At 46.0% G+C, this 20,936-nt stretch carries 20 protein-coding genes; 14 read left to right on the top strand and 6 right to left on the bottom strand.

Annotated features, from left to right (window positions below):
- Window positions 1–202: 202 nt before the first annotated feature.
- The 5 genes from IQQ51_RS10305 to IQQ51_RS10285 all read right to left on the bottom strand — a co-directional run bounded on the left by IQQ51_RS10305 (window position 203) and on the right by IQQ51_RS10285 (window position 6,326).
- Window positions 203–1,147 carry an alpha/beta hydrolase gene (locus IQQ51_RS10305; protein ID WP_193840994.1) on the bottom strand — a complete coding sequence of 315 codons (945 nt, stop codon included), beginning with the start codon at window positions 1,145–1,147 and terminating at the stop codon, window positions 203–205.
- A gap of 14 nt (window positions 1,148–1,161) precedes the next feature.
- Window positions 1,162–3,042, bottom strand: coding sequence for a TonB-dependent receptor domain-containing protein (locus IQQ51_RS10300; protein ID WP_416222609.1), 1,881 nt, complete (start codon window positions 3,040–3,042; stop codon window positions 1,162–1,164).
- Between the two features lie 298 nt (window positions 3,043–3,340).
- The gene (locus IQQ51_RS10295; RefSeq protein WP_048613931.1) at window positions 3,341–4,279 is read right to left on the bottom strand and encodes a LysR family transcriptional regulator; all 939 of its coding nucleotides are present in this window, start codon (window positions 4,277–4,279) and stop codon (window positions 3,341–3,343) included.
- A 168-nt stretch (window positions 4,280–4,447) separates the two neighbouring features.
- Entirely contained in the window at window positions 4,448–4,855 is a 408-nt protein-coding gene (locus IQQ51_RS10290; protein WP_017061620.1) for a hypothetical protein, read from the bottom strand.
- A gap of 139 nt (window positions 4,856–4,994) precedes the next feature.
- Window positions 4,995–6,326, bottom strand: coding sequence for a ferric reductase-like transmembrane domain-containing protein (locus tag IQQ51_RS10285; protein WP_193840992.1), 1,332 nt, complete (start codon window positions 6,324–6,326; stop codon window positions 4,995–4,997).
- A gap of 234 nt (window positions 6,327–6,560) precedes the next feature.
- On the opposite strand from IQQ51_RS10285, the gene IQQ51_RS10280 reads away from it, so the two are divergent.
- From IQQ51_RS10280 to IQQ51_RS10260, 5 genes are all read left to right on the top strand, one after another.
- Window positions 6,561–7,250 carry a flavin reductase family protein gene (locus tag IQQ51_RS10280; RefSeq protein ID WP_193840991.1) on the top strand — a complete coding sequence of 230 codons (690 nt, stop codon included), beginning with the start codon at window positions 6,561–6,563 and terminating at the stop codon, window positions 7,248–7,250.
- A gap of 120 nt (window positions 7,251–7,370) precedes the next feature.
- Window positions 7,371–8,162, top strand: coding sequence for a CLCA_X family protein (locus IQQ51_RS10275; protein WP_193840990.1), 792 nt, complete (start codon window positions 7,371–7,373; stop codon window positions 8,160–8,162).
- 186 nt (window positions 8,163–8,348) lie between these two features.
- A complete protein-coding gene (locus tag IQQ51_RS10270) occupies window positions 8,349–8,606 on the top strand; it encodes a type II toxin-antitoxin system Phd/YefM family antitoxin (RefSeq protein WP_017061616.1) in 258 nt (85 codons plus the stop codon).
- A complete protein-coding gene (locus IQQ51_RS10265; RefSeq protein WP_019821272.1) occupies window positions 8,596–8,862 on the top strand; it encodes a Txe/YoeB family addiction module toxin in 267 nt (88 codons plus the stop codon). Before IQQ51_RS10270 ends, IQQ51_RS10265 begins: the two co-directional genes overlap by 11 nt.
- 31 nt (window positions 8,863–8,893) lie before the next feature.
- Window positions 8,894–9,217 (top strand): DUF4144 domain-containing protein, encoded by a 324-nt coding sequence (locus IQQ51_RS10260; RefSeq protein WP_193840989.1) that lies wholly within the window; start codon window positions 8,894–8,896, stop codon window positions 9,215–9,217.
- A gap of 99 nt (window positions 9,218–9,316) precedes the next feature.
- On the opposite strand, the gene IQQ51_RS10255 is transcribed toward IQQ51_RS10260, so the two are convergent.
- Entirely contained in the window at window positions 9,317–10,645 is a 1,329-nt protein-coding gene (locus tag IQQ51_RS10255) for an anaerobic C4-dicarboxylate transporter (protein ID WP_193840988.1), read from the bottom strand.
- Window positions 10,646–11,056: 411 nt separating this feature from the next.
- Between IQQ51_RS10255 and IQQ51_RS10250 the strand changes: the two genes are divergently transcribed.
- From IQQ51_RS10250 to guaD, 9 genes are all read left to right on the top strand, one after another.
- Window positions 11,057–11,716, top strand: coding sequence for an HAD family hydrolase (locus IQQ51_RS10250; protein WP_010432777.1), 660 nt, complete (start codon window positions 11,057–11,059; stop codon window positions 11,714–11,716).
- 175 nt (window positions 11,717–11,891) lie between these two features.
- Entirely contained in the window at window positions 11,892–12,518 is a 627-nt protein-coding gene (locus IQQ51_RS10245; protein WP_193840987.1) for an HD domain-containing protein, read from the top strand.
- A 41-nt stretch (window positions 12,519–12,559) separates the two neighbouring features.
- A complete protein-coding gene (locus tag IQQ51_RS10240; RefSeq protein ID WP_193840986.1) occupies window positions 12,560–13,087 on the top strand; it encodes a GNAT family N-acetyltransferase in 528 nt (175 codons plus the stop codon).
- Window positions 13,088–13,184: 97 nt separating this feature from the next.
- Window positions 13,185–13,871: a DNA-3-methyladenine glycosylase I gene (locus IQQ51_RS10235; protein WP_017101307.1), complete on the top strand. Its 687-nt coding sequence runs from the start codon at window positions 13,185–13,187 to the stop codon at window positions 13,869–13,871.
- A gap of 194 nt (window positions 13,872–14,065) precedes the next feature.
- Window positions 14,066–14,800 carry a GntR family transcriptional regulator gene (locus IQQ51_RS10230; RefSeq protein WP_060981010.1) on the top strand — a complete coding sequence of 245 codons (735 nt, stop codon included), beginning with the start codon at window positions 14,066–14,068 and terminating at the stop codon, window positions 14,798–14,800.
- Between the two features lie 452 nt (window positions 14,801–15,252).
- A complete protein-coding gene (gene xdhA, locus IQQ51_RS10225; RefSeq protein ID WP_193840985.1) occupies window positions 15,253–16,698 on the top strand; it encodes a xanthine dehydrogenase small subunit in 1,446 nt (481 codons plus the stop codon).
- Complete coding sequence (gene xdhB / locus IQQ51_RS10220) at window positions 16,691–19,081, top strand: xanthine dehydrogenase molybdopterin binding subunit (RefSeq protein WP_193840984.1); 2,391 nt, start codon at window positions 16,691–16,693, stop codon at window positions 19,079–19,081. Before xdhA ends, xdhB begins: the two co-directional genes overlap by 8 nt.
- Window positions 19,082–19,130: 49 nt before the next feature.
- Window positions 19,131–20,012 (top strand): xanthine dehydrogenase accessory protein XdhC, encoded by an 882-nt coding sequence (gene xdhC / locus IQQ51_RS10215; RefSeq protein WP_171349845.1) that lies wholly within the window; start codon window positions 19,131–19,133, stop codon window positions 20,010–20,012.
- Window positions 20,013–20,071: 59 nt separating this feature from the next.
- Window positions 20,072–20,936 (top strand): guanine deaminase (guaD, locus tag IQQ51_RS26905; protein WP_228012792.1); only part of this gene is annotated, 865 nt, incomplete at its 3' end.

Here is a 20,936-nt window from a genome sequence, read left to right as displayed (position 1 = left end):
AATAACTCGATTATCGAAAGTGAACACGGTTTTGTTCGATCTAATAAATGACGATCGAATCATAAAAGTGGAAGTTAGAAATGAACCCAGATACTTATGAAAGCATCCAATAAAAAAGCCAAGTTGAACTTGAGTGATCAACTTGACTTTAAATGGCTCAATGAATGCTTTCTAGCGCGTTGTAATGCCACAAAAGTAGAGATTATTTAATTGGATAATGTCGCTCTAAGAACGCAATCACATGCGGTACGTACTTATCGGTATCAAATATCGGAGCACTATGGCCAACACCTTCCTCGACAAATAGCTTATTCTCAATGCCGTATTTGTCCAAAACATCTTTGAGGATCTGGCTTTGCGCTAAAGGCACTCGCTTATCCAGCGTTCCATGGAACTGAATGTAAGGCGGAGCATCACTGTTTATATAACTGGTCGTTGAAGCTTGTGCCGCTAGATCTGGCACTTCACTCGGGATATCTCCTAAGAAGCGAGACACCGACGACTTTTTACTAGTCGGTCTGTTCCCTTTATTACCTAGCTCCAGCAGGTCCGTCGGGCCAAAAAAGCTTACAACTCCAGCCACTCGATACTTAGGTTCTGAGTAAAAGCTAATGTCACCGTGCGTATTACTTGCTCCGACCAATCCCGCTAAATGACCACCAGCTGAACGCCCCATCATAACCACGTTATCGGCGGCAAGATTGTACTTGTTAGCATGGTCATGAAGATAGTTAATGGCATCATTAATATCCGCGACTGGTTTTGGGAAGGTTGCTTCGCCACTTAAACGATAATCGACCGCAGCCAACGCATAACCTTCACTTAAAACAGAATTAAGCAACAACGGGTTTTTAGTCGGGATATCGTCTTTTGTGCCACGCTTCCACGCACCGCCATGTACCCAAACGAGCAACGGATATTTTCCATCAACCTTTGCTTCTGTTTTGGGAAGGTAGAGATCAAGCTTGATCTCTCGTGCTTCTACCGCCTTAAACAAGATGTCCTTTTCTACTGTGTATACCGCATTAGCATTAGCATTAGCATTAGCATTAGCATTAGCATTAGCATTAGCATTAGCATTAGCATTAGCATTAGCAGCCGATAATCCAACAAATGAAAGCATCAGTAATTTTGTTATCTTTTTCATTGTGAACCTCTTATCTAGAATGACGCTTCTGCTGCTAACCAGTAACGACGACCATCTTCAACGTAGCCAAACTCTTCGTAATCGGTTTGTTCATCAAATAGGTTGTAAACACCAGCCATCAGCTTAAGGTTCTTTTGCACATACCAGTTGGCACCTAAGTCAACATAAGTAATTGATGGCGCTTCGTATTGTGTTCTTGAACTACTCGTTGTCGGTTCTGACTCTTTGCCACGGTATGTCACTCGCATCCAAGATTGGACATCATCACGTACTTGCCAATCTGCATTTACGGTAGCTAAATGCTCAGGAATTTGCGTTAGTGGCTTACCTTCATCTTCACCAGACTGCTTCTCAGTATGTGTATAGGTATACGTCGAACCGACAGAAATCGTCTCGGTAATGCCTTTATTTATCGTGTATTCAGCACCGTAAGTCATCGCGTCTTCAATGTTCACGTAGGTAGAATCACAACCACGTCGGCCACAGTTAGTGCTCAGCTCTTTCTTGTCGATCTTGTCTTTAAAGTCACTGTAGAACACGGTGATGTTCGAGCTTAAATCGGCATCGCCAACAAAGTACACGCCCACTTCACTGTTCACTGACGTCTCGGCTTTTAGATCAGGATTACCGTAAACCGAGCAGTCGCCACCACAACTTTCTTGCGCCCAACCCGCTTCCATCTCAGTTAAGCCTGGTGCTCGATAACCCGTTGAAACACCGCCTTTCACTGTCCAATATGAGTCGACACTCCACACACCATAAACGCGAGGGCTCAGATGAGACTCGAACACGTCATTTTGATCAAATCTGAGGCCAGTTGTTAGAGCAAAAGAATCGGTGATGTACCATTCATCTTCCGCAAACAGTGACCATTGGTTATTTTTGAAGACATGATCTTCTCCAGAATCTGTCAGCTCCTGACGTGTATAGTTGAAGCCGATAGTTAGGTAGTGCGCCTCAAGCACAGGCATAGACCATTGTGAGTTCAGAGTCAGGTTTTCCACTTCCATTTCTCCGCCTTCATTCTCAACCGTTTCACTGTTGATGTATGAAGTGCCCGATCCCCAGTCGTAGTTGCCTGAGTGAGATAGGCCCAATGATTGACGATTGTTCACACGCTCTGAATCTGTGGTTTTCGATTTTCCATCGGTCGTCACACGTTCTTGATCGTGATAGGTGTAATCAAACGAGAAGGTATCGTCATCCGTAGGCGTCAAGTGTAGTGCGCCACGATAACTCTCTAATGTTTTGCCGCCGTATCCGTAAAGAATCTCATCTTCCTTACGCTCTTGATCTAAACCAGAGAAAGAAGCACTCAACAAACCATCAATAAGAGGGCCCGCTAGATGCACTTGGCTTTGATATGAATTGCCCGAGTCTGAGTTCTCTTGCAGTGTTGTTTCACCACGTACGCTGCCATGCCACTCTTGATAATCTTTACGAGTGATAATGTTGATCACACCGCCAATCGCGTCTGAACCGTAAAGCGTCGACATTGGGCCACGCACAACTTCAACTCGCTCAATCGCGCTTAGAGGTGGTAGCCAATCTTGCTCAAAGCCACCACTGCTGTTTTGTTGTGTTTCACGGCCAGACTGCTTGCGTCCATCGACCAAAATCGCCGTGTATTCTGCAGGCATACCACGTATTGAAATGTCTTGGCTCGAACCACCACCTGTCACTATCACACCGGGTACATCACGCAGTGCATCCGTCAAATCCTTATACGATCGATTTTCCAATTGCTCTCGAGTAATAACGCTGATCGATGCTGGCGCTTCAGTGACAACCTGCTCATAACCAGCTGCTGTCACAACCATGGTTTCCATAGTCGTCGCTTCCATGGTCAAAGCTTCGGTATCAACTTGATTTGCTTGTTCGTTAGCAAAGCCCATCACAGGGAATACAAAACACGCAGCAGCTATAGATTTAGAAAGGGGGGAACGAGTAAACGTTTGAATAGTGTTCATCTTGGCTCTACTTAAATTGAGATTGCATTTAATAATCATTCTCAATTAGAGCAGCGTAAATCATTCGCTTCAAGCATAATGCTATCGCCAAAATAGAATATCGCTATCCGCCAGACGGATAGTTACCTTCACCTTATGCTTGATATGAAACTGATGATGTAGCGAATAACGGCTCTCAAATCACTCAGACTTCGGGGCTTACTTAACTAGAAGTCACTCTCTTTTAAGAGTACGTATCTTTGCCTACATAGAGGTCTTTGAAGATTTCACGTACCCATTCACACATCGGGTCATCATGAAATCGCTTGTGCCAGTACAAATAAACTTCCTGAAAACTCAAGTGGAGTTCTTCTGGGACTTCTCTGGTGATCAGACGGGGATCATGACACGCCGCTTCTGCGAAAGGCGTTGGAAGATGAAAGATGATATCGGTTTCAGCAGCAATACTTGGTGCAGAGCTGAAGTTACTCAACTGCACAGGTGCAGACAGGCGCTGCTTTTTATTGGCTAAACCGAGTTCTTGGTACTTGTGTTCGAAAGAGAGCCTTTTCTCACCTTGTAGTGATACTTGGCCAAAATCATATTCCGCCAGCTTTTGTGGGGTCAGAGTTTCATTCGCCAATGGGTGCTCTCGGCTCATCAACAAACGGAACGTGCGCTTCGCCACTGTCATACGATAGATATTTTGCTCAGCAGAAGGCGGCTGATGCGAAGATAAGGCAAAGTGCACATCACCTGCGACCAAGGCTTCGAAATGACGCTTGGGCGCAGAATCTAAACTCACGATCATGTTCGGCGCTTCTTTGCGGATCTTAGCGATCACCTTGGGCATTAAGGTATTAATTTGAGGCAGTAAGCCATAAAATTTCACAGTACTATCAACCTTGCTTGGGTCGAACGACTGCTTATGAACCAACTTTTCCAGGTTAGTAATAACGGTGTTGATATCGTCTTTAATCGACTCTGCTTTTGGGGTCAGCTCATAGCCATACTTCTTACGTACTAACAGCTCATCATCAAAGAAGATACGCATTTTCTGCAAGGTACGGCTTACCGAAGACTGGCTCATGTTCAGAGACATAGCAGTATTGGAAACGTGTTTTTCTTCGAGTAAATGCTTAAGAACGAAAAGAAGATTCAGGTCAATCTGGGAGAGGTTCATGAGTGCGTCACCAAAATAATGAGGGCATCGTTGAGACAATACGCCGTGCTCAAACCACGGCAATGCATATCAATGATTGGGGTTCAAGATACCGAGTTAACAGCTCTGCGAGCATGATTTAAAGTTCAATAGAAAAACGACTAAATCAAAAAATAAAAATAGAGATCGCTACTTTCTCTTACCCTGCTCCACCAACTTTTCATTCCATGCCGTATTGCCGTCACGCTTAGTCACGTCATACTCTGAACAGAACTGAGAGATAGTCATGTTGTTGTCGCCAGTCGCCAATTTCAACGCCAACTGGACTTGTTGAAGTTTGCTTTGCAGACGCAGAATCTGACCAGCATTTGGGCTTTTTTCTTTGGCATACTTTAAGGCTGCATGCTTACGCTCTGCCGCGCCCGCTCGGCGATCTGCTTCTGATAACAGATACTTTAGTTGAGCAACACTCTTGCCTTTCTTGAAGGCAGGATCAAGCAACTCAACGCATTCATCAAACGATGGATCGATAACGTATGGGTCAACTTTATGAGCTTGTTGGCGCATCCATTCGAGTGCGAGTTTTTCATCTGACATAATTACATCTTTACCAAAGAAACAGCCCTATATGGTATCGCTCAATAGCAAACCGCTGCAATAACAAATTGAGTGACTTTACGCCTTTTTGCACTGTGCCGATTGACTCATTTAACAGTCACAGCCCCAATAGGTGGCTTTAACGCATCACAAACAGCTCTTCGTGGTAGTGCTTTTCAATATCAAATTGATAGGTGTCTAATTCTTTTTTCAGTGATGTAGAGAACAACTCCGGCCCGCAGAAATACATCTCGTATTCGTTGAGATCGCCACATTGATTGACAATTCTTCCGGCGTTCAGTCGAGGTGAATGTAAGGTATCTATCACGGTCAACTTAACACCAACCGCGTGTGCAAGGTGCCACAACTCATCGATTAATTGATTATCAACACCACGAGTACAATAAAACAGTTCAATACGAGGATGATCTCGTTCTGTTTTGAGCGCTTCAAGTGTTGCAAAAAACGACGCTATCCCGACACCACCAGCAATCCAAATTTGTGGCTTGCTTAGGTCAAAATCAAGTCGACCATAGGGTCCTTCAACCGTAACAGCATCGCCAGCTTTCACTCGTTCATATAGGCCATTAGTAAAATCACCCAGCTCTTTGATCAAAAAGCGTAGCTCTGAGTCTTCACTGCCAGAAACAAGAGTAAACGGATGAGGATCTTCATTACCAAAACGCAGGTATGCAAACTGCCCAGCGTTATGACCATGCCAAGATGCATCAGGTTTTAACACAAGCTCCATCACCTCAGCTTGTGGAAAATAACGAGTCGAGGTAATGGTCGCTGAGTGACGATTACGACGCCCAACCAAGCCCAACAAACTGTAAATCGCTGCGATAGACCCAACCAAAGCAAATGCCACAGTTAGATAATAAACAGGCTCTCCCCAATACGCTCGTTTAAGCAGTATTACTGAGTGAAAAGCGATAAACAGGTACGCAACCGACATCAGACGGTGCGACAGTTTAAACGGTTTGTACTTCACTGCCGCCCATAGTGACGCCACAAGTAAAATGAGTAATAAGTAGAAGCCCCATTCGCCAATACTCTGAGCAATACCGCGCAATTCATTGACCCATAACTCCCAACCAGCCAAAACAGCTTGCGGTCCTGAACCATCGTGTCGAACAGGCTTATCTAACACGCCAGACACCACCAATGACTTAGGAATTTGGTACCACAACCAGTGTGTCACACCCAGTGCAATACCACCGATACCGAGCCATTTATGGACTCGATATGCTTTATCCATACCTTTCAGCCAATTCTCAACCATAGGCAAACGCATCGCCAAGATCATGGTGATGGACATTAACATCAGAGACAAAATACCTGAGTACTGAATCATGGCTGAGCGCCATTCAAAGACATCGCTTGAAGCGAATAATTGCGGTTCCATCGCAAACCAAAAGGCTGACATTGTGGCAATCATTGCCCAAATGATATTGCGGACTGTTTTCATTTTTAACACTCATAAAGACGACATCATTACTTTAGCTCCTGTGATGTAAAGGGACGTCAACGCGCGTAAATCTATGCAAAGGATCTCGTTCATTGTGCTGTAGCAGAGATAAAAGAGACAAACTGCCCACGGCCAAACTAAGCGCTCTTTGATCGATAAAAGCGGATTCTTCGTACATATAAGTTCGTTAGTGAGCATGCTCGAAGATAACAATAAATGAGAAGAAGAGAAGATATGAAAGACATGACCCTTTCTAAACAAGATATCCAAACAATGGACCAGCGCCACCGCATTCGTTTGGTTAATTCCTTGTCTGGATTTAAAAGCGCCAACCTAATTGGTACTTGCGATAAACAGGGGTTTGAAAATCTTGCGATAGTAAGCTCTGTCATTCATCTAGGGTCTGATCCCGCGCTGCTTGGTTTTATTGTTCGCCCAGATAAAAGCCGCCGTCATACGCTAGAAAACATTCTAGAAACAAAGTACTTCACCGTTAACAACATTGGTGCTGACTTTGTTAAAAAGGCTCATCAAACCTCGGCTCGCTACCCAAAACCAGTCTCAGAATTCAACGCGGTCGGCTTAACGGCCTATTATGACGACACATTCCCAGTTCCATTCGTCTTGGAGAGCAGTTTAAAGATAGGGTTAGCGTTCAAAGAACAGATCACAATCGAAAGCAATCAAACACAAATGTTGATCGGAGAGGTTATAACGATTCACGCCCCCAAACGCGCCGTGATGCCGGATGGCTACCTTGATCTAGAAGCTTTGGATTTAGTCACGGTATCGGGGCTTGATAGCTACCACGTAACTCAAAGACTGCACCGATTAAGCTATGCAAAACCACAACAGCCACTCTTTCCACTCACTCGTGAAGGTAACCCAACCTCGTGGGAAGCGTTCGAACTCAATCTAGACTAATTTTGTTCGGCAATTTGCTATCAAAAGTGCTAACGTCCTTTAATTCCAAGAGATGCATCTCACACAAGTGCATCTCGCTGAGCACCCCATTCATTCTTACGTCTGTTTCCAAGGACCCTTTTGAAGTTAACTCACTTTAAATACAAAACGCGCGAAGGCCCAGACTACCGACACGGCGACCAGGTGTCTTTTATGGACATCAAACAGACCTTCGGTATGGGCAGCATTCGTGTGGGGGCTTGGGTCACGAAAGAAGAAAAAGAGTTGGCCGCAAATCTGATATTCGACTCGCTAGCCGACTTGGCTTACATCTTGGCTTTGCCACCAGAAGCAATTGGCTTACGTGGCACATTAGGCTTAGCGTTCGGCAGTGGTGGCAGAAAGGGTGTACAAGCACACTACGCCCCAAACCAGAGAGAATTAGCCCTCGCCAAGAACGCTGGAGCTGGCGCGCTCGCACACGAGTTCTGGCATGCGTTTGACCACTACATCGCCGAAAAGGCGTTTGAGATTGGTGACACCTCCGGTCCTCGCAAGCAAATCTTGTTCGCCAGTGACTGTTGGCTACACGATAGAAAAGTAAGACCACATCCATTAAACGAGAGTTTGATGTCTTTGTTTGACGCCACTTTGCTTAGCGACAATAACTTGGACAAACACGATTACGTGGCTCGCAGCGTTATTGCCGACAAGGTGATGTCTGCCCGTTACTTCTCACTACCCACAGAGATGATGGCGCGTGCTTTTGAGTCCGTGATTGAATCGTGTTCCGATATCAAGAACGCTTATCTAGTGGATGGCACAACCAAGCCTGATATGTACCCCGTGTATCCTGATATGGCGCACCGAGAACAGATATACCAAGCCCTGCAAGGTTACTTCGCACCATTAGGCCGATCTTTAAGTAAATAGCGTTTTGAGTCAGTAGCACTCTGCAGATTTACAGTGAATGACATGTACCATAAGTTGATCATGTGCAACCTCTGATATAACATGTACGACAAGCGGAACATGTATAATGGTTAATCCATGAATGATTAACTATTCTGTGTATATTGAAAGATTAAACATATCCAAAAACAACAGGGTAAATAAGTGATGAATATTGTTTCTTTTACTGAGGCCAGAAATAGCCTTAAGTCTGTGCTCGATAGAGTGGTAGACGATTCTGATGTTACGGTAATAACCAGACGCGATTCAGAAGATGCCGTGGTAATGTCTCTTGATCATTTTAATTCAATGCAAGAAACCTTGTACCTAATGAGCTCGCCTAAAAACGCTGAAAGATTGGCTGAATCCATTGCTCAACTCGAAGCCGGAAATACAACCGTTCGAGAGTTGAATAATGACGAATGATCGAAAGATTGTATTTACAGATAATGCTTGGGAAGATTACCTATACTGGCAAACCCAAGACAAGAAAACGCTCAAGAAACTAAATAAGTTGATTGAAGCTGCCAAAAGAATGCCCTTTGAAGGGATTGGAAAGCCGGAGCCACTAGTCGGCAACCTGTCTGGCTTTTGGTCAAGACGAATCGATGACAAGAATCGATTAGTGTATAAAGCAGATGACGATAACTTTTACATAATTGCTTGTCGTCACCACTATTAAAAGCAGTAAGCAGCACATAGAAAGGGCAGTAATGATCAGTTGGCCATCTTTGGTAAAACTCGACGGTGACGATGAGCTTATTTACGTCGCGTCCGAACAAGATTTTCAAGCGGAATGCTCAGAGATGCTCTTAGGTGAAGATGATTACCTGATTGATTCAGTTGGCGACAGCTATTCGCTTCAATCGAGTTCTAACCAACTGTCTCTAGCTAAACGAGCCAACCAGTATTCGGTTGAAAGCGTGACCAAACTGATTCGAAATCACGAGTTCCAAAAAGCAGAAGTGTGCCTGATGAAGATCCACTTCCTAACGATCGAAGAAGCGATTCAGTCTTTGGCTTTTGAGCCTCGCTAATACTGCTTAAGAGCTCGTATCAAAGCTAATTCCCAAGACAGATTAAACAAAAACAGCGCCAATTCAGGCGCTGTTTTTGTTTGTTATTTAGCTAATTCATTAAGCGATAAAAATCTGTGCCAGTGCGTAGCCTAAGCAACATGCGCCTACTACACCGATTAAACCAACCGACATAAATGAGTGGTTGAAGTACCACTTACCAATCTTGGTAGTGCCAGACACATCGAAGTTAACTGTTGCAATGTCTGATGGGTAGTTCGGGATGAAGAAGTAGCCGTAAACCGCTGGCATCAAGCCGATAAGTAGTGCTGGATCTAATCCTAAGCCAAGGCCAACCGGTAGCATCATACGTGCAGTTGCTGCTTGCGAGTTCACCACAACCGATACGATGAATAGTGCTAGTGCGAACGTCCATGGGTAGTTGGTCACCATTTCCACGATGCCAGATTTGAACTGAGGCATTGCGTATTGGAAGTAGGTATCCGACATCCAAGCGATACCGAAGATAGCAATCGCTGCCACCATACCGGATTTGAATACCACACCGTTTGGCACGTCACGAGGGTCAGTTTTAGTCGTCAGCAAGATGATACCGCCGAAGCAGAGCATCATCATTTGGATGATCACCGACATCTTGATTGGCTTGTCGCCGTCTACGATGGTTCTGATCTCAGGCACCATCGCCACGATAACAATCACGACAATTGAAAGTAGGAAAATCAATACCGCATTACGAGCCGAAGTTGGCAGTACTTCATCCAAAGACGTCGCAGTGGTGCTTTCGATACGCTTTTTCCACTCAGGATCTTTTAGGCGTGCTTGATATTCAGGATCGTCGTTCAGTTCTTTGCCGCGTTTCAGGCTGTACAAAGAAAGCAAAAACGTACCAAACAAGGTTGCAGGAACCGTCACCATCAAAATGGAAAGCAGTGTAATAGAGTGTTGAATATCAGAAAGCTGTGCGAGGTAGTAAACCACAGCCGCTGAAATTGGTGATGCCGTAATGGCTAGTTGAGACGCGACAGACGCAGCTGCCATTGGGCGCTCAGGACGAATACCGTTCTTCAGTGCGACATCACCAATGATTGGCATGATGGAGTAAACCGCGTGGCCAGTACCCAATAGGAAAGTCATCGAGTAAGTCACAAACGGTGCTATCAAGGTGACGCGTTTCGGGTTCTTTCTTAGCACCCTTTCCGCTACTTGCAGCATGTATTTTAAGCCACCAGCCGCTTCGAGTATCGAAGCACAAGTAACAACGGCGAGGATGATCAGCATTACGGTGACAGGTGGAGACGTTGGTGGCATCTTGAAGACAAACACCTCGATAACCAAACCAATACCAGAAACAACACCTAAGCCAATACCGCCATACCGAGACCCGATATAAAGGACGACTAATAAAAATAGAAACTCAAAATACAACATAAGCAACCCTGCTAAAAATGTGGACTAATGTTATTTTCTCCCTAAGTTCAGCCATTTACTTATTGCTTGGTCACACTATGATTGCAGGCTCCCGGTAATTGTTTTTTATAAGATTATGGTCACGCTAACACGCCCGTAAGTTTATGAAATGTAATAAGAAGCCAGACGCACAAGCTAGATTTGTTATTTGGAATAATCATAATTGTTTCTGTTAGATCTGGATGGCCTATAAAATATCAGGCTCATAACTTAACGATATTATTCCAACTACAATCAATCACACTTAAAGTCATTCAGAAGCATATTGCCGAGCCGATTGGATACATTCTTACTGAACGCTGACTCGCCTATCACTAGACACTATGTCAAAATACCTGCCCTCACGACGACAACACAGAAAGAACCACGTATATGAATTTTCAAGCTGCTATTTTTGATATGGATGGACTGCTGCTCGACACTGAGCGACTTTGTATGCAGGTTTTTGAAGAAGCATGTCACGCGCAAGGTGTTCCGTTTTTACAAGATGTCTACCTAGGCATCATTGGTTGTAACGCAAAAACCATCGAACAGATTTTTCGAAATGGTTACGGTGAAGGGTTAGACTACCCAGCGCTGAATAATGAATGGCGCACGCGCTACAGTGCAATTGTTAAAAACCAAGCAATCCCAGTAAAAGATGGCGTGATTGAGCTGCTTGAATGGCTAAAATCAAACGACATTCCAATCGCGGTGGCGACCTCCACTCAGCTTGATATCGCAAAGAAGAAGCTTGAGCTGGCTGGCCTAGATTCGTACTTCACCTCGTTAAGCACAGGCTGCGAAGTGACTCACGGCAAGCCTCACCCAGAGATCTACTTACTGGCGGCAGAACGCTTAGGTGTTGCACCTGAAACCTGCCTAGCGTTTGAGGACTCAAACAACGGTATTCGTGCATCAATGGCAGCGAACATGATCAGCTTCCAAATTCCAGATTTGGTTGAACCTTGCGAAGAAGTTAAAGCGCTTGGTCACACGATCAGCCCGTCACTGCATCATGTATTGGCGCAGCTGCAACAGGCCGCCGCTTAAAAGCCCATCACAGCAATTTAAGACCAATATTAAGCCGACTCACTGAGTCGGTTTTTTTGTGGGTATTCCTTTTATAAAAGATAAAAAATCGCGCTAGAAACTGTTACAGTCGATGTGAAACTGATGCTAACTGACAAGCAACATTGATAACGTCTAGAAAGGGAGAAAGGGACGCGTGATTGAAAAAATTGAAAGCCAACTGCTTGATTTTGCACAACAAGAAATGACACAAGATGCGGCGCATGATATCAGCCACATCAAGCGCGTCGTCAAAGCTGCTAAGGCTTTATGTACTCAAGAACAAGCTAAGCTTGAGGTCGTTCTGCCTGCCGCTTACCTTCATGATTGTTTCACCTTTCCCAAGAACCACCCAGACCGAGCCCAAAGCTCACAAATGGCGGCAGACAAGGCGATCTCTTTCCTCAAATCTATCGAGTATCCTGCGCCCTATCTCGACGAGATCCATCATGCGATTGTCACGCACAGCTACAGCGCCAACATCACACCAGAAACTTTGGAAGCTCAAATAGTCCAAGATGCCGATCGCCTAGATTCTCTCGGTGCGATTGGCATTGCTCGCTGCCTGTACGTCGGCCAAAGCTTTAACGCTGAACTCTATAACCATCAAGATCCGTTCGCGAAGCAACGTGACTTAGATGACAAGCATTACAGCGTCGACCATTTCTACGTGAAGCTGTTTAAGCTGGCTGAAACCATGAATACAGAATCCGCCAAGTTAGAAGCCAACAAGCGCACCGACTACATGCGCGGTTTTCTAGAACAGTTGGGCGCAGAAGTTTAACGGATTAAAAAAGAGACACGCGATAAGTGAGAGGGAAGGATATGGAAATAAACCGCTTTAAAGCATCCGACGCTGAAGAGATCGTCACTTGGTTTACATCCCTAGAAGACTACGTTCTGTGGGGTGGACGAACATTTGGGTGGCCATTAGAATCAGCCTCTATCATCGAACGCTCTCAAGAGCCACATGTCGAGCTCTATACCTTCTCTGCATCTAAGTCACACTCTGAACCGAACGCCGATTCAAACGCCAACTCAAACGCCAGGGACTTGCTTGGCTTTATGGAATTTCAACGCATGTCAGACAATGAACTTCGCTTTTGCCGAGTTGCGATTCACCCAAACCAACGAGGCAAAGGGCTTGGGCAATCCATGATAGAAAGTGCATTAGACGCTGCGAAACAAATCCCTGATGTCACCACCATCACCTTGGCCGTATTCAAGCAAAACCACGGCGCAAAACGCTGCTACGACAAAGCGGGCTTTGAGGTGGTCGACAAAGAGCCGAGCGTGAAAGAGTTCAATGGTCAAATATGGCCCTTGTATCAGATGGAATTAAAGCTCTCTTAATTGGCTTTCATTTGATTTGAAGACACTGGCTTAAGCTCCTTTTCATATAGAAATTAGTCCCCATATCATAAAGAATCGCTTTAGTTTGGAACCTCCAATGACCCAAGAAAAATTCGACACTATTTATCAACGTGCGGCCCACCGTAAAGGCGGAGCTGCCGAGCTCGAAAAGATTGTTCGTGCGCCCCTTTCCCAAGCCGAGTTATCGCAAATCACCGACGACCGCTGGCTCGCTGCCTTTACCGAAAAGGTATTCCAGTGTGGTATTTCATGGAATGTGGTGAGAAAGAAGTGGCCGCAATTTGAAGAAGTGTTCTTTGAATTCAATATCGAAAAAATGCTGATGCTGCCGAACGAAATGTGGGAACAGAAAGCACAAGACCCGCGCATTATTCGTCACCTGACTAAGGTGATGACCATCCCTGCCAATGCCACCATGATTCACAACGCCAAGCGTGAAGCCGATTCATTCTCACAAATGGTTGCCGACTGGCCATCAGAACGTATCACTGAACTTTGGGATTATCTGAAGAAACACGGCAAGCGATTAGGTGGTAATACGGGCGCTTACACTCTACGTCAAATGGGTAAAGATACCTTCATCTTGTCATCGGACGTTGAAGCGCACCTACGCAGCACCGATGTGGTCGATAGCGGTCGTAACACCAAGCGAGCACAAGTCGCGGCGAGCAAGGCTTTCAACGAGTGGCAGCAACAATCAGGTCGTAGCCTCAGCGAAATCAGCCAGATCGTGGCGTACAGCTGCGGCGATAATCGCGTCTAGTTTTAGAGAGAATGACTTAAAGCTCTAGATTGCACACAGTTCTCTGCAAACTAAATGTTATAAGTCATTAACAAATAAGCGTGCATCGCACTTTCATCCAGTGGCATTGTATAGATAAATGTATACAATATAGAGTAATACTCATGAATTATTCTCGACCAAGCTAACTCGACTAAACAAGGGTCCTTATCTCTATGACAGTTCTCAAAAACTCTGTCTCCAAAGGTGTAAAAACGAAAGTAACAGGCCAGACTCAAGACGATGTTGTTTACTGCCATATCTTCGACGCGATACTAGAACAAAGGCTGCCACCAGCCACCAAATTAAGCGAAGAAGCACTAGCAGAAATCTTTGGCGTTAGCCGTACTATTATCCGCCGTGCCTTGCTGCGCCTCTCCTTAGAACAAGTTGTGGTGATCCGTCCTAACCGAGGTGCTGTGATTGCAGCCCCAACAGTAGACGAAGCCAAACAAATATTTAAAGCGCGAGAAGTGATGGAGCTTGCTATCACTGAGCTAGCGGTTAAGAACGCAACCAAAGCCCAAATCGACGAGTGTAGAAAACTGGTCGCGAAAGAGAACTGCGCCTTTGACCAAGGTGACTATGGTTCTGGCTTACGTTTATCTGGTGAGTTCCACATCAAACTGGCTGAAATGGCAGAGAACGCGCCACTGCTGGCTTTTCAACGCAGCTTGGTATCGCAAACCTCTCTGCTTATTGCCCAGTACGAAACCGGCAGCCACTCAAATTGCTCTTTGGATGAGCATGAAGGATTGCTTGATGCGATAGAGTCTGGCGATGAAGAGCAAGCCGTTGACCTAATGCGAGAGCATTTAAGCCACATTCGCTCCAAGCTCAACCTAGACAGCAACACAGCTTCGAGCGACCTGCATGTGGTGTTCTCTGATCTGCTCAAGAGCAAATCATAGTTCTGCTAACTAGATAGCCGAACCTTTTGTTAACAACTTTTTGTTAACAAAACAGAAGAGAAGTAAGCCTCAGCGTTTACTTCTCTTTTTTATGCGTAAAGTCCTTTTCCATCGTTAGAAAATCACCACTACCTCCCCTGTTCGCCTTGTTATTACTTGCCTGAATGAGGCTATAGAACTGAATAACACCGATGTACTCGCTTCCTTAAAACCCTACAATTTTTGTATACATAGCTAAAAACACATTCACACGATTAAACTTACCAAAAGACCACCAAATCCTTATAAAACAAACAAATAGACAATTAAATAAATTGTATACAATTCATAACAACATCTCATTGTTGCATTTTTGTAAATAAATAGTTGACCACAGGGTCAGGATGGATAATTATTGACCTAGAAGTCAAAAAGAATACACATGGAAATATGTCGATATACAAGGAGGTCTCTTGATTACTTTTTTGCTCAATCAGGAAATAAGACGTGAAGACAATCTGTCGCCGAATATGACAGTGCTCAACTACCTTCGTACCAAGGTTAATAAAACTGGTACCAAAGAAGGTTGTGGGTCTGGTGACTGTGGCGCATGTACCGTCGTTTTAGGTGAAGTGGTTGATGGACAGTTGCAATACCGCTCGGTGAACTCTTGCCTTACGTTCGTTTCAGCGCTGCACGGAAAACAGCTAATCACAGTAGAAGATCTACAAAACCGAGATAAGTCATTGCATCCTGTACAGAAAGCGGTGGTTGATTTTCACGGTTCACAGTGTGGTTACTGCACACCGGGCTTCATCATGTCGATGTTTGCACTAGGCAAAAACAAACCCGATGCGAGCAAAGAAGACGTCATGGAATCACTGGCGGGTAACCTATGTCGCTGTACGGGCTACCGACCAATTGTTGATGCTGCGATGTCGCTTTCAACAGACCAACCTTTGATCGACCAGTTCGCAGAGCTCGAACGCAACACCATCAAGAAGCTAGAAAATATTCAAGACACCGAGGCCAACTTACGCCTTGGTCACCTCACCGCTTTTTCCCCTAAAAGTACCGATGAGCTGGCCAAGCTTTTTCAAGCCCACCCGAACGCTAAGCTGGTTGCTGGCGGTACGGATTTAGCTCTGGAAGTGACGCAATTCCATCGTGAGATTGAAACGCTGATCAGCGTGAACCTTGTTGAAGACATGAAAGTATGTGAAGAGACCGACACCGATTTAATCATTGGCGCTAACCTGCCTATCAGTGATTCTTACTCACTACTGAAAAAACACTACCCAGATTTTGGTGAACTATTGCATCGCTTTGCTTCGCTGCAAGTACGTAACCAAGGCACCATCGGCGGTAATGTGGCGAATGCCTCGCCTATCGGAGACACCCCTCCTCTGCTGATAGCCCTAAACGCGAAGATCAAACTTCGTTGTGGTGATGAGTCTCGCACCATGCCGATTGAAGATTACTTCATCAGCTACAAAGTGACGGCGCAAAAAGAGAGTGAATTCATTGAACAGATCATCATTCCTAAGCCAACTAACGATAGCTTCCGAGCTTACAAACTGTCTAAGCGTTTAGATGACGACATCTCCGCAGTGTGTGGTGCGTTTGATATTCAAATCGAAGACGGCAAGGTTTCTTACGCTCGTATCGCCTTTGGCGGTATGGCTGCAACACCTAAGCGCGCGGCGCGTTGTGAAAATACGTTATTAGGCAAACCGTGGACAGACGCTAATATTAAGTTAGCGATGCAGGAACTGTATAACGACTTTGAACCGCTATCTGATTTCCGTGCAAGCCAAGAATACCGTTCATTGTCGGCGGCCAACATGCTGCGTCGCTACTTCATTGAACAACAGAACAAAAACAACCAAATCGAAACAAGGGTAACGTCTTATGTCTAAATCACACGAGCATGCGATGACCCACGAAGAGATGGTTACCATTGCAAAACAAGACCTAAAAACTGGCGTAGGTAAAAGCGTTAAACACGACAGTGCAGCCAAGCAAGTCACGGGCGAAGCGGTATACATTGATGACCGTCTTGAGTTCCCAAATCAGCTGCACGTTTACGCACGCCTGAGCACTCAAGCACACGCCAACATCACCAAAATAGATTTATCACCGTGTTACGAATTTGAAGGCGTGGCAATTGCCATTCAAGCCAAAGACGTACCGGGTGAACTGGATATTGGTGCAATTCTTCCGGGTGACCCACTGCTTGCTGATGGCAAGGTGGAATACTACGGCCAACCTGTGATTGCCGTGGCAGCTAACGATTTAGAAACCGCTCGCAAAGCTGCACACGCTGCGATCATTGAATACGAAGAGCTTCCAGCGATTCTTGATGTAAAAGAAGCGCTAGAGAAAGAACACTTCGTCACAGAGAGCCACACTCAACAACGTGGTGACTCTAAAGCCGCACTGGCACAAGCGAAACACGTGATCTCTGGTGACCTAGAGATCGGCGGCCAAGAACACTTCTACCTAGAAACTCAAATCAGTAGCGTGATGCCAACCGAAGACGGCGGCATGATCGTGTACACCTCGACTCAAAACCCGACCGAAGTTCAAAAACTGGTGGCGGAAGTGATTGGCGTACCAATGCACAAAGTCGTGATTGATATGCGTCGTATGGGTGGTGGTTTCGGTGGTAAAGAGACTCAAGCAGCCTCTCCAGCGTGTATGGCTGCGGTTATTGCTCACCTCACCGGTCGCCCAACCAAAATGCGTTTGCTGCGCAGTGAAGACATGCAGCAAACCGGCAAACGACACCCGTTTTACAACCAATACACGGTCGGTTTTGACGACAATGGTGTGATTCAAGGTGCCGACATTACCGTTGCAGGTAACTGTGGTTACTCACCAGACTTATCAAGCTCTATTGTCGACCGTGCGATGTTCCACTCAGACAACGCTTATTACCTAGGCGATGCAACTGTGGTCGGTCATCGATGCAAAACCAATACAGCATCGAACACCGCTTACCGTGGCTTTGGTGGCCCGCAAGGCATGATGACCATTGAACACATCATGGACGAGATTGCGCGTTACCTGAAAAAAGATCCTTTGGAAGTACGTAAAGCGAACTACTACGGCGAAGAAGGCCGTAATGTGACCCATTACTACCAAACCGTTGAAGACAACTTTTTACCTGAGATAACCGAACAGCTTGAACGCAGCAGTGACTATCACGCACGTCGTAAAGAAATCGCTGAGTTCAACAAGCAGAGCCCTATCTTGAAGAAAGGCCTTGCTATCACACCAGTGAAATTCGGCATCTCGTTTACTGCGACTTTCTTGAACCAAGCAGGTGCGCTCATCCATATCTACACCGATGGCAGTATTCATTTGAATCACGGTGGTACGGAAATGGGGCAAGGCTTGAACATCAAAGTGGCACAAATCGTTGCACAGGAGTTCCAAGTCGATGTCGAACGTATCCAGATCACCGCTACAAACACAGACAAAGTTCCGAACACATCACCAACCGCAGCCTCATCGGGCGCCGACCTCAACGGTAAGGCCGCGCAAAACGCCGCAATAACGATTAAGCAGCGCCTGATCGACTTTGCTTCTTCGCACTTCAAAGTGTGGCCTGAAGAAGTCATATTTAAGAACGGCATGGTGCAGATCCGCGATGAGATCATGACCTTCAACTCATTTGTTGAACTGGCTTGGTTTAACCAAATCTCGCTATCGAGCACTGGCTTCTACCGCACTCCGAAGATCTATTACGATCACGAGAAAGCACGCGGTCGCCCGTTCTACTACTACGCGTATGGCGCATCTTGTTCAGAGGTTATCGTCGATACTCTAACCGGCGAAAACAAGATTCTACGTGTCGATATTCTGCACGACGTGGGGGCTTCACTGAACCCTGCGATTGATATCGGCCAAGTTGAAGGTGGCTTTGTGCAAGGTGTCGGCTGGCTAACAACGGAAGAGTTGGTGTGGAACCAACAAGGCCGCTTAATGACCAATGGCCCTGCGAGTTACAAAATCCCAGCGATTGCTGATATGCCGATTGATTTCAGAACGCACCTTTTGGAAAACCGCAGCAACCCAGAAGACACAGTCTTCAACTCGAAAGCCGTGGGTGAACCGCCTTTCATGTTGGGTATGTCGGTATGGAGCGCACTGAAAGACGCAATCAGCTATGTCGCCGTCGATGGCGCGATTCCTAAGCTCAACACCCCTGCAACGCCAGAACGTATTCTGATGGCGATTCAGGAAGTCACTGAAACGGCTCCGACCTCGGTCGATGCTCAATCAGAAACGGCTTAATAAGGCTGATGTAGAGCGTAGGAAGCATAAAAGGGATTTAGGAGGACATATGTTTAAGGATAATTGGATTCACGAACTGGCAAAACTGGAAGAGAACTACGAGCCATGTGTGATGGTGACAGTGCTTGAAGACAGAGGCTCAGTGCCGCGTGATGCGGGTACCAAGATGCTTGTCACTCGTGACCGAATCATCGCTACGATTGGTGGTGGTCACCTTGAACATGTGGCCACTAAAATGGCGCGCGAGATGCTGATTGCCAGTGAGAAATCACTCAAGGTAGAACGCTTCAACCTAGGCGCTCGTCTAGGCCAATGTTGTGGCGGAATGGCGACGTTAAGCTTTGAGCCGATTGGCACTCAGCAGAACCATCTTGTGCTGTTCGGCGCTGGCCACGTTGCCAAAGCGCTGCTACACATTGTCGCGACTCTGCCCTTCCGTGTGACCTGGATTGATGAACGTGAAGAAGTGTTCCCTGAAACGCTGCCACACGGTGTTAAAAAGCTTGTCTCAGACGACCCAGTCGGTGAAGTGAAGCACATGCCACCGAACAGCTATTACCTAGTGATGACGCACAACCACCAGCTCGATTTTGACCTAACCAAAGCCATTATCGACCGTGAAGACAGCCGTTACTTTGGCATGATTGGGTCACTCACTAAGCGTAAGAAGTTCGACTTCCGCTTAGAGCAGCGCGGCTACAGCCAAGAACAAATCGAAACCATGGTTTGCCCTATTGGCATTAGTGCTGTGAATGGCAAACATCCTGCCGAAATTGCGGTATCGGTTGCGGGTGAACTGATCGCACACTATCAAGGCCAAGCCCTTGAACAAAAGCGCCCAACCAAACAATATCGAAATCAGGATTTGACCGATCAACACAGTCAACCAAGCGACGTAGGCGAACCACCATTGGAAGAGAAGATCGCCTAACACAAGTCGCAAAGCTTTAGCGGCCATAACGTCGCTGAAGTCATTAAAAGGAAGTAAACATGACAACACAACGCAAAGCTTATCGCGCCAGTATTTTACACAGCGTCGCCGACCCAAAAGATGTCGGTATCGATGAGTCTTACGACTATTTTGAAGATGGTGTTTTAGTGGTTGAGAACGGCCATGTCATCGACTTGGGCCATGCCGATGAGGTATTGGCTCGCCAACCTAAAACACTCGAAGTTAAAGAATACAAAGACAAGCTGATCACCTCTGGCTTTATTGATACGCACATCCACTACCCTCAAACAGGGATGATCGCGTCTTACGGTGAGCAGCTTCTTGATTGGTTAGAGAACTACACCTTCCCAGAAGAAAAACGCTTTAAAAACCCAGTCTACGCACACAAAGTGGCGAAGCTATTCCTAGACGAACTGGCGAGCAACGGCACCACCACGGCACTCGTGTTCGGCACGGTGCACAAAGAGTCCGTTAACGTGTTCTTCGAAGAAGCCGAGAAGCGTAACCTACGCATGATCGCAGGTAAGGTATTGATGGATCGCAACGCGCCTGATTACCTCACCGACACACCAGAATCTGGCTACGCTGACTCCAAGGAGCTGATTGAGAAATGGCACAACCGCAGCCGTTTGCTTTACGCGGTAACGCCTCGTTTTGCGCCAACCAGCACACCAGAGCAACTTGCTACTGTCGGTAAACTGCTAGAAGAATATCCAGACGTGTACATGCACACTCACCTTTCTGAAAACGAGAAAGAGATCGAGTGGGTGAAATCGCTGTTCCCAGAGCGTGACAGTTACCTAGATGTCTATGACCATTACGGACTACTTCATAAGCGTTCGGTATTTGCTCATGGTATTCACCTTTCTGATTGTGAATGTAAACGCCTTGCCGATACCGAAT

This window comes from Vibrio sp. OPT18 (assembly GCF_015163615.1).
GTDB classification, from domain to species: domain Bacteria; phylum Pseudomonadota; class Gammaproteobacteria; order Enterobacterales; family Vibrionaceae; genus Vibrio; species Vibrio coralliirubri.
Note: the sequence above shows the minus strand (reverse complement) of the source record. Positions and strands in the feature narration are given on the sequence as shown.

Excerpts from the sequence above, each read along its gene's own strand:
- IQQ51_RS10285 (WP_193840992.1), bottom strand. The coding sequence starts at position 6,326 with ATGAAAACAGTCCGCAATATCATTTGGGCAATGATTGCCACAATGTCA.
- IQQ51_RS10305 (WP_193840994.1), bottom strand. The coding sequence starts at position 1,147 with ATGAAAAAGATAACAAAATTACTGATGCTTTCATTTGTTGGATTATCG.
- IQQ51_RS10260 (WP_193840989.1), top strand. The coding sequence starts at position 8,894 with ATGATCAGTTGGCCATCTTTGGTAAAACTCGACGGTGACGATGAGCTT.
- IQQ51_RS10235 (WP_017101307.1), top strand. The coding sequence starts at position 13,185 with ATGACCCAAGAAAAATTCGACACTATTTATCAACGTGCGGCCCACCGT.
- IQQ51_RS10255 (WP_193840988.1), bottom strand. The coding sequence starts at position 10,645 with ATGTTGTATTTTGAGTTTCTATTTTTATTAGTCGTCCTTTATATCGGG.
- IQQ51_RS10265 (WP_019821272.1), top strand. The coding sequence starts at position 8,596 with ATGACGAATGATCGAAAGATTGTATTTACAGATAATGCTTGGGAAGAT.
- IQQ51_RS10230 (WP_060981010.1), top strand. The coding sequence starts at position 14,066 with ATGACAGTTCTCAAAAACTCTGTCTCCAAAGGTGTAAAAACGAAAGTA.
- IQQ51_RS10250 (WP_010432777.1), top strand. The coding sequence starts at position 11,057 with ATGAATTTTCAAGCTGCTATTTTTGATATGGATGGACTGCTGCTCGAC.
- IQQ51_RS10295 (WP_048613931.1), bottom strand. The coding sequence starts at position 4,279 with ATGAACCTCTCCCAGATTGACCTGAATCTTCTTTTCGTTCTTAAGCAT.
- xdhB (WP_193840984.1), top strand. The coding sequence starts at position 16,691 with ATGTCTAAATCACACGAGCATGCGATGACCCACGAAGAGATGGTTACC.
- IQQ51_RS10290 (WP_017061620.1), bottom strand. The coding sequence starts at position 4,855 with ATGTCAGATGAAAAACTCGCACTCGAATGGATGCGCCAACAAGCTCAT.
- IQQ51_RS10270 (WP_017061616.1), top strand. The coding sequence starts at position 8,349 with ATGAATATTGTTTCTTTTACTGAGGCCAGAAATAGCCTTAAGTCTGTG.
- IQQ51_RS10240 (WP_193840986.1), top strand. The coding sequence starts at position 12,560 with ATGGAAATAAACCGCTTTAAAGCATCCGACGCTGAAGAGATCGTCACT.
- IQQ51_RS10300 (WP_416222609.1), bottom strand. The coding sequence starts at position 3,042 with ATGGGCTTTGCTAACGAACAAGCAAATCAAGTTGATACCGAAGCTTTG.
- IQQ51_RS10280 (WP_193840991.1), top strand. The coding sequence starts at position 6,561 with ATGAAAGACATGACCCTTTCTAAACAAGATATCCAAACAATGGACCAG.
- xdhC (WP_171349845.1), top strand. The coding sequence starts at position 19,131 with ATGTTTAAGGATAATTGGATTCACGAACTGGCAAAACTGGAAGAGAAC.